Source organism: Paenibacillus sp. TC-CSREp1, assembly GCF_050171015.1.
Lineage (GTDB): Bacteria > Bacillota > Bacilli > Paenibacillales > Paenibacillaceae > Paenibacillus > Paenibacillus silvae.
The window spans coordinates 225430-241914 of record NZ_JBNOKM010000010.1 but is presented as its reverse complement, the minus strand read 5'-3'; the positions used below and the strand labels follow the sequence as shown (position 1 = coordinate 241914).

14 protein-coding genes are annotated in these 16485 nt (G+C 45.0%); 1 reads left to right on the top strand and 13 read right to left on the bottom strand.

Going from position 1 to position 16485, the window contains the following annotated elements; all coding sequences use genetic code 11:
- Positions 1–40: 40 nt before the first annotated feature.
- The 11 genes from ACQSGY_RS17260 to ACQSGY_RS17210 all read right to left on the bottom strand — a co-directional run bounded on the left by ACQSGY_RS17260 (position 41) and on the right by ACQSGY_RS17210 (position 10412).
- Positions 41–1123 (bottom strand): glycosyltransferase family 4 protein, encoded by a 1083-nt coding sequence (locus ACQSGY_RS17260; RefSeq protein ID WP_427179359.1) that lies wholly within the window; start codon positions 1121–1123, stop codon positions 41–43.
- Between the two features lie 20 nt (positions 1124–1143).
- Positions 1144–2295 (bottom strand): glycosyltransferase, encoded by a 1152-nt coding sequence (locus ACQSGY_RS17255; RefSeq protein WP_427179357.1) that lies wholly within the window; start codon positions 2293–2295, stop codon positions 1144–1146.
- An 8-nt stretch (positions 2296–2303) separates the two neighbouring features.
- Positions 2304–3473: a hypothetical protein gene (locus ACQSGY_RS17250; protein ID WP_427179356.1), complete on the bottom strand. Its 1170-nt coding sequence runs from the start codon at positions 3471–3473 to the stop codon at positions 2304–2306.
- Positions 3474–3609: 136 nt separating this feature from the next.
- Positions 3610–4803, bottom strand: a complete 1194-nt coding sequence (locus ACQSGY_RS17245) for a glycosyltransferase family 4 protein (RefSeq protein ID WP_427179354.1) — start codon at positions 4801–4803, stop codon at positions 3610–3612.
- A gap of 4 nt (positions 4804–4807) precedes the next feature.
- Positions 4808–5770: an NAD-dependent epimerase/dehydratase family protein gene (locus ACQSGY_RS17240; protein WP_427179352.1), complete on the bottom strand. Its 963-nt coding sequence runs from the start codon at positions 5768–5770 to the stop codon at positions 4808–4810.
- A 25-nt stretch (positions 5771–5795) separates the two neighbouring features.
- Positions 5796–6464 carry a sugar transferase gene (locus ACQSGY_RS17235; protein ID WP_427179351.1) on the bottom strand — a complete coding sequence of 223 codons (669 nt, stop codon included), beginning with the start codon at positions 6462–6464 and terminating at the stop codon, positions 5796–5798.
- The gene (gene galU / locus ACQSGY_RS17230) at positions 6461–7372 is read right to left on the bottom strand and encodes a UTP--glucose-1-phosphate uridylyltransferase GalU (protein ID WP_427179349.1); all 912 of its coding nucleotides are present in this window, start codon (positions 7370–7372) and stop codon (positions 6461–6463) included. The genes ACQSGY_RS17235 and galU overlap by 4 nt, the downstream gene beginning before the upstream one ends.
- Before the next feature lie 233 nt (positions 7373–7605).
- Positions 7606–8280 (bottom strand): CpsD/CapB family tyrosine-protein kinase, encoded by a 675-nt coding sequence (locus ACQSGY_RS17225; protein WP_427179348.1) that lies wholly within the window; start codon positions 8278–8280, stop codon positions 7606–7608.
- Positions 8261–9100: a YveK family protein gene (locus tag ACQSGY_RS17220; protein ID WP_427052769.1), complete on the bottom strand. Its 840-nt coding sequence runs from the start codon at positions 9098–9100 to the stop codon at positions 8261–8263. Before ACQSGY_RS17220 ends, ACQSGY_RS17225 begins: the two co-directional genes overlap by 20 nt.
- Complete coding sequence (locus ACQSGY_RS17215) at positions 9061–9822, bottom strand: tyrosine-protein phosphatase (protein WP_427052768.1); 762 nt, start codon at positions 9820–9822, stop codon at positions 9061–9063. The genes ACQSGY_RS17220 and ACQSGY_RS17215 overlap by 40 nt, the downstream gene beginning before the upstream one ends.
- Positions 9823–9974: 152 nt before the next feature.
- On the bottom strand, positions 9975–10412 hold the full coding sequence (locus ACQSGY_RS17210) for a hypothetical protein (protein ID WP_216516164.1): 438 nt from the start codon (positions 10410–10412) through the stop codon (positions 9975–9977).
- A gap of 337 nt (positions 10413–10749) precedes the next feature.
- On the opposite strand from ACQSGY_RS17210, the gene ACQSGY_RS17205 reads away from it, so the two are divergent.
- Positions 10750–11118, top strand: a complete 369-nt coding sequence (locus tag ACQSGY_RS17205; protein ID WP_110897135.1) for a helix-turn-helix domain-containing protein — start codon at positions 10750–10752, stop codon at positions 11116–11118.
- A 108-nt stretch (positions 11119–11226) separates the two neighbouring features.
- Here ACQSGY_RS17205 and ACQSGY_RS17200 read toward each other — a convergent pair whose 3' ends face one another.
- Together ACQSGY_RS17200 and gltB are read right to left on the bottom strand one after the other, a co-directional pair.
- Complete coding sequence (locus ACQSGY_RS17200) at positions 11227–11373, bottom strand: hypothetical protein (RefSeq protein ID WP_248170913.1); 147 nt, start codon at positions 11371–11373, stop codon at positions 11227–11229.
- Positions 11374–11604: 231 nt separating this feature from the next.
- The gene (gene gltB / locus ACQSGY_RS17195; RefSeq protein ID WP_427052767.1) at positions 11605–16203 is read right to left on the bottom strand and encodes a glutamate synthase large subunit; all 4599 of its coding nucleotides are present in this window, start codon (positions 16201–16203) and stop codon (positions 11605–11607) included.
- Positions 16204–16485 lie beyond the last annotated feature (282 nt).

The window sequence follows — 16485 nt, the reverse complement described above, 5'->3', positions numbered from 1 at the left end:
TCACCTCAAACTCGCCTTTTTTTCCTTGCCATTCCTCGAGTTATACTGCATTCATAATAATGTTAATCGTATCTTTGGCACATTTGTTCCAAGAAAAGAAGGAAGAGTGCTCCTTGCCCTTTGTGGACAATTGTTGAACTAAATCAGGATTTGATGCAATTTCTACTAATCGCGAAGCTGCTTCTTGAGGATGATGGGGATCGAAATATAAACCGGCCTCTCCACAAACTTCAGGAATGGATCCCCTCGAGGAAACGATTACTGGACACCCCAATGCCATCGCTTCGAGCGGAGGTAATCCAAAGCCTTCATACAACGACGGGAAAATGAAACCTGCTGCATTTTCGTAAAGTGCCTTGAGTTCCTCATCCGACACATAACCCACCCATTGAACAGCTTCCGATTCATTTTGAATATGACTACTGAACACTTTGCTGTTTTGGGAGCCAACAATCACCACATTCAGGTTCTGTGCCTGCACTTCAGGTAAAATCTCAAATATCAGCTTGAAATTTTTATAAGGGTTCATCGTACTGACAGCCAAGACATATGGTGATTCGATTCCATACTTTTCAAGCGTGCCATGAGCGGCCTGTCTTTCATGAATGTGATCAATGCCCAAATGCGTAACAGATACTTTTTGTGCAGCAATTTTACAATGTTGAATCAGTTCTCCCTTAGAGAAGTTGGATACAGTGATGACCCGTTTAGAGATTTTCCCCAAACGAACAGTCAAAAACTGGTACCATGAGCGAAAAGCAAATGAAAATGCATTAGGGTAACTGAATACAGATGCATCATGGATCGTGACCACCTGATTTCGTTTAAACGCCGGACCTGTGTTGCACAGGTTAATTAACAGGCCTCCTTTCGAATAGAACGGAAGTTCAAGCTGTTCCCATGCGTGGCCCTTGAGTTTCCCGACGCTCCGATGACGAATATGCTTTAATTCCAGTTGAGTGACTACATTGGCTGGAGAAAGAAGACAAAATGAGTAATTTGTTCCATCAACTTCCCCGCAATCAATAAGCTTGTCAATTTCTTTTATAAGTTCTATAGCATATCGCTGCACTCCCGTAACAGTCTGAGTCAGAAAGCGGGCATTAATGTATATCGTATTCATGGTAATGTGGCTCTCCATTCCTATTCAAAATTTTCAGAACGTGAGGTTAGGTTGGCATGTTGGAGCGTTACACTCATATTGCGTGCTTCATAATACAAGCTAACAAATTCTTCATTCATTCGATCAGCACTAAACTTTTCTACAAATATACTGCGACCTATTTCTCCCATGTCAGTCAACGTTCGTTTATCCAGTCTCCTTAAAATACGTACCAATTCTTCAGGCTGATCCAGATCAAAAATATATCCATTAACTTCATGTGATACCAGTTCAGGCAAGGAGGCGCGATTACTGGATATGACCGCTTTTCGATTCTTCATTGCTTCGAGCGCAACCAAAGGAAGCCCTTCCCATCTGGACGGCATGATGACGGCATCGCATTGCTCGTAATAACGGTCAATTGAATTATTGTCTACCCACCCTAGGCGTACAACATTATCTGGAAATGTCCACTCATTTCTTTCCAGTACGCTATCTCCGATCACATACAGTTGGATCAGATCCTGAAGATCCGGATATTTCGCGAATACATCCAGAAGTACATCCAATCCCTTTTGCCGATCATATCGGCCAACAAATAACAGCTGGATTACATTGTCGCCTTTTATGTGATCGAAAAGAACCGGAACGTTGGGTGTTGATGGAGAACTTCGATTCCTTTCTCGTAAACCGCTGTATACGAATCTGGATTTGGCAGATGACATCCCTAAACGCACAGATCGTTCCAATTCGTATTTTGAAATATTAATAATGAAGTCCGTCTTGAACTCCAACATTTTTTCAATCATATAATATGACTTTTGGAGCACAGGTTTGGTATCCATTAAAAAAGACCACCCGTGCGAACAGTAAAAAACACTGGCTTTTTTGGGAAAAACAAAAAACAAGCTCCTTGCAAGCATTCCCGCAAAAGAGCTGTGAATATGAATAATATCCGGTTGGATCCGCTGAATTGCCTTACGAATATTATTCATGGCTGGCAAAAAATATTTGGGATGACGTCTATACTTGTAACGCAGAATGTGATCCGGTTCCACGTCAAAATCAGAGGCTGAATTGTAGTCGCTCATCATCAGATACACATCGAAAAACTGACTTTGATACGCCGCTAGTTCATTCAGATAGGTCGCTACACCCCCAACAACGTATTCTCCTATATGCAAAACCTTCATAAATCCCCTCACCTGCCTTGTATTGGAATTTCGTCTATTCCCCTCTCTTGATACAGTGCCATGCCAACAACCAGCCATATTGAGACATTGCCAGGAAACAACTCAAGTACATTTGTAGTAAAACTTGCTGCAGCTACACCCATTAGCAGTCCAATCGCCGTTTGAGGCAATTTCATAGCATCGGTTGCGGGAAGACTTGTCATCCGTTTGTTAAGGCATGCCACCATCCACACGAACAAGACAAGGAGATAAAGAATACCGATCCAGCCAGTCTGCTCATAGAATGAAAAGTACTGGTTGTCTACCGGGTAATCACGGGATTCTAAACCAAGCATATGCGTTCGGCGGCTGGCTGCGCCTACCGCACCAATCCCGTTTCCGATCATGCCATTCATTGAGAATGGGGATGTCAAATAAGATCCCCAGCTCTGGAATCTCACCAACATAGAATTTACTGAAAGCAGATTATAGGTTTCCATTAAACGAAATCCAAACACGACGATCCCCGGCAGCAACAGGAACACACCTGACAGCAGTAGCATATTATTATGGTTGTATTTGCGAACACGGAGAATAAATGTCACAATCTGATAGACGATCCAGAATACCAAAGCAGATCGTATCGTGGATAATAACAAGAAGCTAAAGACCAGCAATTGGATAAATATTTGATATAAACGATATTTCTCTGCCATTCGAACTTTTTCAGCAATCAGTCCCGTTATCAACAGAGCATAAGCATAACTATCTGGAGAAACGGTGATAGAATTCAGACGTGGTACGCCTTCCAGATAATGCTTGATGTTTACGCCATAAACGAAACCTAACGATATAAGTTTATCAATCCCTAGATAATATTGAATCAGCCAGCCTGCAATCAACAGGAACAAAATAATTAGATTTGTTCTGGCAAATGCATAGATTGCCTTCTTTCTAGCGATATACATTCCAGTGAATAACATTAGCATAGGCAAAAAAGTAACCTTCACTCCATAAACCCACGAAACTATGCTTCCACCAAGGAACAGATTCATGGAACCAATGAATAATACCGAGCCAAACAGAAAAAGAAAAAGAACGATGAAGCTATGTTGACTGTGATACAGTTTGCTTATACCCACAACAGCTAAAAGAAGCATTCCAACATCCTTTAGTGAGCGAAACACAATATTATCCACGTAGACAGATACCAACCCATAAAATGACAAATACACTAGCAACACGTAAAACATGACTTGGTATGCCGAACGCTTCGATTCGATATACGAAGTGATATATACAGGTGTGCCTGCATTCATAGAGATCGTCTGCATCTTAACCTCCACATCCGATGAGCCTATCGTATACATCCACATGTTTTCGGAGTTGATAATCTTCATTAAAAGTTTGGCTGTATTGATGGCAGCGCTCCTTTAACTCCACTTTTTCCCGTTCACTCATATTGAAGTAGTGTAAAATCGATCGAGTTATATCCTCTGAGCTATGGGGCTGGAACGAGTATTCATCCGAATTTAGCAATATCTCCGCCATACCTCCAACCCGTGAGGCATACACCGGCGTACCCACTTGATAGGCTTCTATTACGACTAATCCAAAGGGTTCATTCCACGTAGAAGGAACAATAACAAGATCCATCGCTGCCATTTGTTTCATTACGTCTGCTTTGGTTAGTTTCCCTTTGAATTCAATACGATGATCCGGTGACGCACACTCTTTTAATGATTTCAACAACGGACCGTCGCCAAAGATATAAAGTTTTTCGACAATGTCAGGGCCAAGCGCCTTAACTGCATTAATCAGATAGTGTACACCCTTCACGTCAGTGAGTTGCCCAAAATATCCCACAAGCATTGGACCGCTTGTATTAACCTTTTTCTGTCTATACAGTTCCATGGCACGTTGATTGTTATCTACGATGTTGTATATGACATGTTTCGTGGAGTTCTCAAATAGTCCTAGTGAAGTATGCGTGCCAAGTATGTGAGAGGAAACACCGATTACCGATGCGGCCATGCGGCTGAATCTTCTGGAGATTAATCTGTACATTTTTGAATATGTGGCTATCTTTATGGGATCGATAAGGGCAAAATCATGAAGTGTGTGCACTACAGGAATGTTCAATTCGTGAGCAGCTCTCCACATAGCCAGACTTAGTCCAGCAAGGTTATGCGTATGCACCAGATCGGGCTTATGCTCGACAAGATGCTTCTTGATGTGCTGATACTGTCTTATATTGAAAATATCCCGAATCCGCCACACGATTTTACTTGGAACAGATGAATTTTTACCGGTATCCCCAATCCAATACCGATTGTTATAAGGCAAACGAAGCACGTTGATTCCATTTACGATGTCGGTCCGGACCTGACTGTCATTATGTCCACCAACCGTCATAACCTGCACTTCATATTGACGGTTTAACGTTTGAGCCAGAATTTGAGTAGAAACCTCCGCCCCTCCAATGATGTCGGGTGGGTACAAGCTATGGGCAATCATTATTTTGGCCATGGGATCAGATTGCCCCGAGCAGCATGGAACGATAATGTTGAACCATACGTCCAAGCCCCTCTTCCAGACCGATTTTCGGTTCCCAATCCAGCAATTCCTTAGCTTTGTCAATTACCGGTCTTCTGACTTTCGGATCATCTTGGGGCAACGGCATATATACGATCTGGCTTTCTGACTGTGTAAGCCGTTTGATCAAGTGAGCCACTTCAAGCACGCTGTACTCGGATGGATTGCCTATGTTAATGATTTCCCCCTCTGCCCGATCAGACGCCATCAATTTTTGCAGTCCTTCAATATTGTCGTCTACGTAGCAGAAGGAACGGGTCTGAGAACCATCACCATATATGGTAATATCCTGGCCAGTGAGCGCCTGGGTCACAAAATTCGAGATCACCCTGCCATCATCATTGCGCAGGCCTGCAGAATACGTATTAAAAATGCGGGCAACCCTCACAGCTACCTGAAATTTCGTATAGTATTCGTAACACAGCACTTCTCCCAAACGCTTGGATTCATCGTAGCAAGCTCTCGGTCCCCATGTATTCACGTAACCGCAATAACTCTCGGGCTGTGGGTGAACCTCTGGATCACCATACGCTTCGCTTGTGCTGGAGTAGAGGAATCTCGCTCCTTTAACTCGAGCAAGCTCCAGCATATGATAGGTTCCCTGCGTATTGACCCAGATCGTCTCCATAGAACTGGCTTGGTAGAATTTTGGCGAGGCGGGTGAAGCAAGATGATAGATCTCCTCCACAGGCTCTTGATTCAAAGAATTCAATGAATCAGGGACCGTAACATCGACTTCAAAAAAAGAAAAGAGGGGGCTTTCCGCCACCTCTTGCAAATTGGAAATCATGCCGGTGGAGAGATTATCCAATCCGGTTACCCGATGACCTTGCCTGATTAGAGATTTGACAAGATGTGAGCCCAGAAATCCCGCTGCCCCCGTAACAACAATATGTTTCAATCCAATCACCCTCCAATTTAACAACTCAAACTGTATTGCTTTTAATCATGACACGTACTGTTTGAATTATAACTTTAATATCCATGCGTAAGGACATATTTGAAATATAGTAAAAATCATATTGCAAGTTGTGGTGGATCGGCTCTTTACGTGCTTCGCTGACTTGCCACAAGCCAGTGATTCCCGGTTTTACAACAAAACGTCTGCGTTCCAATTCGGTATAGTGCTGCTCAACGATCGTTTTCAGCTCTGGTCTCGGGCCGATAAAGCTCATTTCTCCTTTGAGAATATTCAACAGTTGCGGTAATTCATCCAAACTAGTTTTTCGAAGAAATCGGCCAACTCTTGTAATCCTTGGGTCCAGACTGCTCGTAGGAGAAACACTATATTTCGATACATCCATATACATCGTTCTGAATTTATAAATTCTGAACTTGACTCCATTTTTCCCATAGCGATCCTGTCGGAAAACAACAGAACCCTTCGAATCAAGCTTAATCAATATAGATAAAAGAATCATCACGGGTGAAACCACAAGTAACAACAGCCCAGCTACCATAACATCGATCAAAGGTTTCCAGAAACCAGCATATCCTCCGAACCGCCGTGAATAAGTCTGGCCCAGAACAGTTGCCTTCCCCTCTTGGGCCGCAGTTTCACGATTTACAACATATTCCGTTCCTGATAAATTCACAGATTATCACCTCCCGCGACCAAAAGCTGATCGTTTGCCTGTTCTCTCATTAAAATCTCTTCAATAGAGGTCAGCACGGAAGCCCGAAGCTCGGCATTATTCAACGCGAAGTCGAGGGTTGTTAGAATGTAACCCAGCTTTTCTCCCACATCATAACGTGTTCCTTCAAAATCATAGGCATATAATCCTTCGTCATTGTTCAATTTCTGCAATGCATCCGTCAGTTGAATTTCTCCACCGGCCCCAACATGTTGTGCCTCCAGATACTTAAATACGTCTGGAGTCAAAATATACCGCCCCATAATCGCCAAATTGGACGGCGCGGAACCCAACAGCGGTTTTTCTACCATACTATTGACCGAAGACAATCGTCCTTCCGTGCACAGAGGATCAATGATCCCGTACCTGTAAGTCTCGCTCGGGCTTACCGTTTTCACACCCAGGACCGAATGTTGAACCTTCTCATACTGTTGAATCAACTGCCGGGTGCAAGGGACCTCTGAAACAACGATGTCATCACCAAGCAGCACGGCAAAAGGCTCGTTGCCTATAAAGTTCCGCGCGCACCAAACGGCATGCCCCAGACCCAACGGTTCCTTTTGTCTTATGTAATGAATGTCCACGTTGGATGATTTTTTGACTTCTTCCAGCAAGGAGAGTTTTCCTTTTTCAAGCAGATTCTGCTCCAACTCAAATGCACTGTCAAAATGATCCTCAATTGCACGTTTTCCTTTTCCCGTCACAATGATAATATCCTCAATACCTGAAGCGATGGCCTCCTCTACAATGTATTGAATCGTCGGCTTATCTACGATAGGGAGCATTTCTTTGGGCATCGCCTTTGTGGCAGGCAAAAATCGGGTTCCCAAACCCGCCGCAGGAATGATTGCTTTCCTAACTCTACTCATAAATACCACCCTATCTTCTATTATTTTTTATAAAATTCGATTTCAAAACAACATAAGATAAAAAAACATTGTTTCATGGGCATTTAACCCTGCCTCACATCACACCCTTGACGATCAACGTCTAAGGTACACTACCCACAGTGTGACCGAGTGCCTACCTTGATAGAGGTATAGTAGACATGACCTTTGAAAATGGATTGCAGCGCCGCATTGTATTCACAGTGAACTAGCTTTTAAGCATCCTCACCATAACGTCTCTTGGAGTGTTGGACATTGTTCAATGCCGCTCCCAAGATGCGTGCGTTCACATGTTCCAAATAGCCCTTTGCTTTTTTTACGAGATCCTTTTTGACCTTGCCTGCGCTGACAACGAGAATGACGCCATCGCATAGCGAACTGATAATTAACGCATCTGTTACGGCCAATACAGGTGGAGTGTCAAATAGAATGACATCGTATTCTTCCTTCAGATCCTCGAGCAGTGCAAGCATTTTACGTGAGCCGATCATCTCTGAAGGATTTGGCGGAATCGGACCGGAGGTCAGCACATGCAAACCTTCAACAACAGTCTCCCTCAGCACTTCGGTTACCTGATATTGACTTGATAACACGCTCGTTAATCCGATATGATTCGGCACGTTAAACATTCGATGCAACGCTGGTTTGCGCAAATCGGTATCCATGAGCAATACCTTCTTGCCTTCTTGCGCGTACGCTACTGCCAAATTTCCGATCGTTGTCGTTTTACCTTCACCCGACACAGCAGAAGCGATCATTATCGTTCTAATTTGACTATCAATGGAAGAGAATTGTATATTTGTTCTTAATTTTCTATACGCCTCCGATGAGATAGACTGAGGATTAGCCACAGTAACGAGGGTTCCTTTATCATTGGTTTGCCGCGACATACTGCCCGTCACCTACTTTCTTTTGAGGTGTCGAGGTTTGTTTAGAAATACGAGCCTCTTCTTTTCTAATTTTCGAAATAACTGCAAGAGCCGGAATGCCTAGTTCCTTTTCCAGTTCATCTTCGGTTTTCAAAGTATCATCCAGGTATTCCAATAAAAATACAAATCCTATGGCAAGCAGTAATCCAACGAAGAAGCTGATTAGGATGTTCAGCATTGGTTTAACATTGATCGGTGTGGAAAGTTCAGTGGGTTTAGCTTCACTAAGAATCGTCACATTATCGACTTTCATGATGACGGGGATTTGGGATTGGAATATCTTTGCCACGGCATTTACTGTTTTCGCCGCTTTCTCGGACGATATTCCTGTAGCGGTCAAACTCATCACTTGGGACTCATTCGCAGTGGATACCCGAATGTTCTGTCCCAATTGATTGGCGGTCAAACCAAGATCGGGGTATGTAGCAACCACTTTATCGAGGATAGCCGAAGATTTGATGATCTCCATATAGGAGCTGATCACCTTTATATTTGTTTGAATTGAAGAAATATCAAGGTTTGGCACACCATTTGTACTGTATACCTGATTCACGATTAATTTGGCATTAGCTTCATATACGGGTATTGTAAAAAAATAACTTTTCACTCCTGCACCGATACATGCAACTAGAACAAAAGCGACGATAATCCAAACTCTTTTGCGTAAAATTCTCATGTACTCCTTCAGTTCCACATTATTTCCTCCATTCGACTCTACTTTTAATCCGTTTTGAATGCCGGCTAGACTCTCAAAAACCAAATTCGTTTTCGATTTGGCCACTTGTGACATTCAATGGTTAGATTGCACCATAAAGATTCTGCATTATTCTGTAGGATTTGAACGACATTGCAATCAAACTTTTTTTCAATAAGACTATAGGCTTCACTTAAAGCAAATGATCTTAGCTGAATATCATGAGCGTCTGATGAAATGAAATGAAATCCGTTTTCTTTGCAAAAATGAGAACACCACTTCTGAACTTTTCGCCCGAAAAGCCCAGTGAATGATTGGGAGGTAAGCTGGCATAATACACCTTGCCTCAAAAAATCTGATAACAACTTCGGTTTGCGGAGGAATACACGATTTCTTTCTGGATGAGCAAAAATCGGAACTATTCCAGAGATAGTGAGTTCATCCAGAATATTAGACAAGTTTGGAGGAATATGACCAAAGGGCAGTTCCAGCAACATGTAACGGCTACCGGCAAGTGTGCAGCATTTCCCTGCATACAAGTCTTCAATCAGCCTGTCGTGCACCCTGATCTCCTGACCCGGAGCAATCTGCAAACGGATATTTCGTTTGCTCAGTTCGGCACGTAACCGTTGAACAGCCTGATTCACTACCATTGGTTCATTGTGGTAATATCCGTTCAGGTGATGCGGAGTTGCAATAATGGAGGTAATTCCTGAGGCTGCCGCCTTCTCAGCCATCGCAACGGACTGCCCCATTTGAACAGGACCATCATCCAGACCGGATAAAATGTGGCAGTGCATTTCAACCATATCCAAACTTCCTCAATGTATGCTCCTCCCCGCCCTGTTATTCATTGCGCAAATTCTTTTGGTGTTAAAGAACTAATGCATAACGCTATGAAATATAGTAAAATGGCGTTAAGTACATGCTTGTTCAGAATTTGTTCAGATTGAACTTTATCCTATATGGTAAAATCAATGTAGTGATATGGTTTAAACGGAGGAGAAGGGTTTGCAGCTTTCTCATAAGCAATCCGTGAAACCGCCTCAAATTCTACTTCAGCAAGCATTCGGTTTAACTGTCCAGTTATATATAGTGTCTGTTCTTTCTGAATATGCAGGTTCGAATGATACATGTTGAGCTCTCCGAAGGGCTGTTTCCATTGAAGCTTTGCAGGAAGTCTGACGCATACATGGCTGTCTTCTACATCCAAACCTATGACCATTTCTGATACTACGGGCAAGTTCAGGTCACTAAGAAAGGTAATCGCGTGTATGTCCATACCCAGTAACAGGACAGGACGTCTTTTGCGGTCTACTCTTCTCCCATGGAACTCCTGAATGTACATATGGACATTGGGTTCTAAATCGGCCCATTCCTGGACAATTTTTGAGTGCATGGTTTCATTCCTTTAGAATCAATTCATGTTCATGTTTGCCCTATTCCTTCTCACAGGTATAGTAGACGGGCAATATGGAAATACTTGAAATATTCAAATGATACATTTTGTAACTCTATACGTTCAATTTACGATACAATACGTATCATGTCAAGCAGTATTTGGACATGGTTCTTTTGATTTACGACAATATGAGATGTCCTTAGACAGACCTATTTACAAATGAAGTATATGAGACGAATGAGGCGTAGTACATTTGCAGGAAAGCTTGCCCTGATCAAAAACTTGGCTCAGGATGGTTTCTATATATATGATGGCGTTCAGGGGGAAATAGCTTATGAGCTACGGAAATCGCATTGCTGAATTAAGAGAACAGCGGGGACTTACTCAAGAAGAACTTGCGAGCTCCATTCATATTACCAGAGCGGCCCTCTCCCACTATGAGAAAAACCGGCGCAAACCGGATTTCGAGGTGTTAACAAGGCTTGCTGACATTTTTGACGTGTCCATTGATTATTTGATTGGACGTACCAAGCAAAGTGACATGGTCATGGATGAGGATGTGCGGGATTTCGTGGATGCACTTGAATTGTCAGATAAGGAAGTGCTTGAACGCTTTGATCTGATGATTGATGGCAAACCTTTAACCGAGGAAGAAGCGCGCCGTTTTATCGCTTTTGTTCGAATGGAACGCAGTATGGATTAATTCATCCTCACACCCGAAAAGAAAACCCAGCTTCCGAGCGCTTCAAACTCCGGTACCTGGGTCTTTTTGTGTATCTTGAATTCCCTCCATTCACAAATGTGTACTGGGTCAAGAACGCTTGATGTTGGAGGAAACGAAATGGTTCAAACGCTCCGGGTCGATTCCGCATTGCAGTAAAATTTTCATGATGTCGATCTTGGTGGCTTCGACTGGTGTACCTGCCGGCTTAGGATCGCCCATATTTGGATGCTTCATCTTCATTCCGCTAACCTCTCTTATCTTATACTTTCTCTTCACTCCAAAACTAAGCCTAATTATACTTGAGAACGTTCCTTGATGTTGTCGTCTCATGGCGAGAGCGTTTTTGGAGCGGGTTCTAATTTTGTCGAAAGCAAAAAGGAGCCTTGCAGCGCCAGTTTAGCGGCTGTAAGGCTCCTTTTTGTTTTTTTATCTTTTATACACTTTTATATAGAAAAGAAAAATTCATTAACCTCCGGTACGTGCAAGCTCACGCATGTTGGCTTCAAATGCGGCGAGCAGAGCAGCTTCACCTGTCAGACCTGTCGCTTGCACACGCTCGATCTGTTCAGTCATACGTTTGAAGTCTTTTGGAATGACACGTACGAACTGATTCAGGGAATCCTGCCACGTATCCAGAATACGCTGACCTGCTGTACTTCCCGTAAGTGCTACGTGACGTTGAATCATGCCGCGCAGATCCGCACTTTCGGAAGCATCCTCAATACGCTCCAGAAGAACCATTTCCAAGTTGCAGCGCTGCAGGAATGTGCCTTGTGGATCATACACATAAGCGATACCACCCGACATGCCTGCTGCAAAGTTACGGCCTGTATCACCGAGTACTACCACGCGTCCACCGGTCATGTATTCACAACCGTGATCGCCCACACCTTCAACGACCACTTTGGCACCCGAGTTACGTACGGCAAAACGTTCACCAGCAATACCGCGGATGTATGCTTCACCGCTCGTTGCTCCATAAAGGGCAGTGTTACCGATAATAATGTTATTCTCCGCTTCAAACGTCGCTTTTGGCGAAGGCATAACGATCAGTTTGCCTCCTGACAAGCCTTTACCCACATAGTCATTAGAGTCGCCTTCAACGGTGAGTGTTATGCCTTTTGGTACGAAAGCACCAAAGCTTTGTCCGGCTGAGCCAACAAATTTGAATTTAACGGTATCTTCTGGCAGGCCAGCAAGACCATATTTGCGTGTAATCTCACTGCCCAGAATTGTACCTACAGCACGATTCACGTTTGTGATAGGTAAAACCGCCTCAACAGGCTGACCCGATTCGATTGCAGGCTGTGCAAGTGGTACGAGCTGCTGCATATCAAGCGTCTCTTCCAACTGATGGTTCTGATGCTGTGTGCGGTAACGTGCAGAGCCTTCCGGCATCTCAGGCACGTGCAGCAATACAGACAGATCCACACCTTTTTTCTTCCAGTGGTCTACTGCTTCTACTGCTTCCAGACAGTCTGTACGTCCAACCATCTCTTGAATTGTACGGAAACCAAGCTCTGCCATAATCTCACGCATATCTTCAGCGACGAAACGCATAAAGTTCACAACATGTTCAGGGTCTCCCATGTAGTTTTTACGCAGTTCCGGATTTTGTGTTGCCACACCAACTGGACAAGTATCCATTTGGCAGACACGCATCATGATACAACCAAGTGCAACGAGTGGAGCAGTGGAGAAACCATACTCTTCCGCACCAAGCAAAGCAGCAATCGCCAGATCGCGTCCATTCAGCATTTTGCCGTCCGTCTCCAGTACGACACGATCACGCAGATTGTTCAGCATCAGTGTTTGATGTGTTTCAGCAAGACCCAGCTCCCACGGCATACCGGCGTGACGGATGGAACCTTGTGGAGAAGCTCCTGTACCTCCATCATAACCGCTAACCAGGATAATATCTGCACGGCCTTTAGCTACACCCGCAGCAATCGTACCTACTCCGACTTCGGATACCAGCTTCACGTTAATTTCAGCACGCGGGTTGGCATTTTTCAAGTCATAGATCAGCTCAGCCAAGTCCTCGATCGAATAGATATCGTGATGCGGCGGCGGAGAGATCAAACCTACACCTGGTGTAGAGCCGCGAACTTCAGCTACCCAAGGGTACACTTTACGGCCTGGAAGCTGTCCGCCTTCACCCGGTTTAGCACCTTGTGCCATTTTAATCTGAATTTCATCTGCATTCACCAGATAATTGGATGTTACTCCGAACCGTCCCGATGCAACCTGTTTGATTGCACTGCGACGGGAATCACCGTTGCTGTCTTTTACGAAACGAGCAGGGTCCTCTCCGCCTTCACCTGTGTTGGATTTACCACCCACACGGTTCATGGCGATAGCGAGATCTTCATGTGCCTCTTTACTGATCGAACCAAAGGACATGGCTCCCGTCTTGAAACGACGCATGATATTCTCTACAGACTCTACTTCCTCCAGCGGAATGGATGGTCCAACCGGCTTCAGCTTCAGCATGGAACGAATCGTCAGCAGCTGATCATTCTCACCCTGTACCAGCTTGGAGTACTTTTTGTACAGCTTGTAATCGCCAGTACGTACAGCATGCTGCAGCGTGTGGATCGTTTGCGGATTGAACAAATGCTCTTCCCCATCATTACGCCATTGGTATTCACCGCCGGAATCCAGCACTTTGTCATTGCCGTCCTTGTCTGTAAAGGCACGATTGTGATGTGTCAATGCTTCTGCGGCTACTTCCTCCAGACCAATTCCCCCGATACGGGAAGGTGTCCATGTGAAGTAACGATCTACGAAGTCGGATTTCAGACCAACGGCTTCGAAGATTTGAGCCCCGCGATACGATTGAATCGTCGAGATTCCCATTTTGGACAATATTTTAATAACGCCTTTGGTTGCGGCTTTAATATAGTTTTTAACAGCTTTCTCGTGGGAGATGCCGCGCAGCAAGCCCTGCTGAATCATGTCATCCAGCGTCTCAAATGCCAGATAAGGGTTAACTGCACTTACACCATAACCCAGAAGCAGCGCGTAGTGGTGAATATCACGCGGCTCTGCGGATTCCAGCAAGATGCTGACTTTGGTTCTCGTTCCCTGACGAATCAGGTGGTGATGCAGCCCTGCAACAGCCAGCAAAGCCGGGATTGCTGCATTTTCGGCATCTACACCGCGGTCAGACAGGATCAGAATGTTATGTCCTTTGTCGATAACCCGGTCTGCCGCTTCAAAGAGCAGGTCCATCGCTTTACGCAAACCTTCCGCGCCTTCCGCAGCCGTGAAGAAGATCGGAATCGTCATGGAGCGGAAGCCCGGACGACGAACATGGCGAATTTTCGCAAAATCTTCATTAGACAATACCGGTGTATCCAGACGAATCTGGCGGCAGCTCTCCGGCTCAGGATTCAGCAGGTTGCGCTCAGGGCCAATGGTTGTCGCTGTCGATGTAACGATCTCTTCGCGGATCGCATCGATCGGCGGGTTGGTTACCTGTGCAAACATCTGTTTAAAATAGTTATACAGACGCTGCGGACGATCCGACAGAACAGCCAGCGGTGCATCATAACCCATGGAACCTGTAGCTTCCATACCTGTGGATGCCATCGGCTCAAGCACTTTACGCAGTTCTTCAAATGTATAGCCATAAGCCAGCTGCAGCTGTGTTACATTATCATGTTTTGGATCTGGCAGCTCCGGTGCTTCCGGCAGCTCACTCAGGTCCATCAAATGCTCATCCAACCATTCCTGATAAGGGTTCTCGGCAGCAATAATCGCTTTGACTTCCTCATCAGAGATGATACGACCTTCCTGTGTGTCCACCAGCAGCATACGTCCTGGACGCAGACGATCTTTATACAGAATGTCTTCCGGTGCAATATCCAGAACACCCACCTCGGAAGACAGGATGATTCGGTCATCCTTCGTTACATAATAACGGGCCGGACGCAAGCCATTACGGTCAAGCGTAGCTCCGATCTGCAAACCATCAGTAAAGGCCATCGCAGCCGGACCGTCCCATGGCTCCATCATTGTGCTGTGATATTCATAAAATGCCTTTTTGGCAGGGTCCATATTTTCATCTGTGCTCCATGGCTCAGGAACCATCATCATTGCCACGTGTGGCAGAGAACGTCCGCTCAGATACAGGAACTCCAGCGTGTTGTCAAACATCGCTGTATCCGAACCATCCGGATTAATAACCGGTTTTACTTTCGCAATATCTTCGCCGAACAGTTCACTTTCGAACAGAGACTGACGCGCATGCATCCAGTTTACGTTACCACGCATCGTATTGATCTCACCGTTATGAATCATGAAACGATACGGGTGGGCACGTTCCCAGCTCGGGAAGGTGTTCGTACTAAAACGGGAGTGAACAAGTGCAATCGCCGATTCCACCAGCTCTTCCTGCAAATCCAGATAGAACTTGCCTACCTGCTCAGTTGTCAGCATGCCCTTGTAAACGACTTTACGACAGGACAAGCTTGGCAGGTAGAAGGACTCACCTTCCGCCTCATCTGCCGAATAACGAATAGCCAGTTCAGCACGTCTGCGAATCACATAAAGCTTGCGCTCGAAAGCCAGCTCATCCTTCACATCAGCCGATCTTCCAATAAACACCTGACGAACATATGGCTTCGCAGCCAGCGCAGAACGGCCCAGCATCTCATCATATGTCGGTACATCACGGAAGCCGAGGAAGGTCTGTCCTTCATCCGCAATAATCTTCTTCAAGCTCTCTTCATGCGCTGCACGAACCACCGGATCATGAGACAGGAACAGCATGCCTACGCCGTAAAAGCCTTGTTCAGGCAATTCAAAACCAAGACGTACCGCTTCCTGTACAAAATAACGATGTGGAATCTGAATAAGGATACCTGCTCCGTCACCGGAATTCGGTTCACTACCCTGTCCACCACGGTGCTCCATATTACTGAGCATGGTCAGTGCCTGACTAACGATATCGTGTGAAGGTACTCCTTTGATGTGGGCAACAAAGCCCATTCCGCATGCATCTTTTTCGAACTGCGGGTCATATAGACCCTGCTTTGGAGGTAATCCGATGTGTCTCATGGAACGCAACCTTTCTATAATGAAGTATTTCGGAAAGATCAAGAACATTAGCAACAGGCAACAATAAAACGGGGGGAGCCGGCATTCCGCTTGCGATAAGCCTGCCTGCTGGATGAAGAGGTGACAGCCCAGGCTGTCTGTTCATTACCTGATATTGCGGCGATGACCGCGATTATTGCGAAGGAGCGCTGCCGCCGGGTCTTCCCGTAACAGCATCTATACAACAACATGCAGCCGTTGGTACGACTACGTGTGATGAAGAAACGTTTTTTTGATTACGTA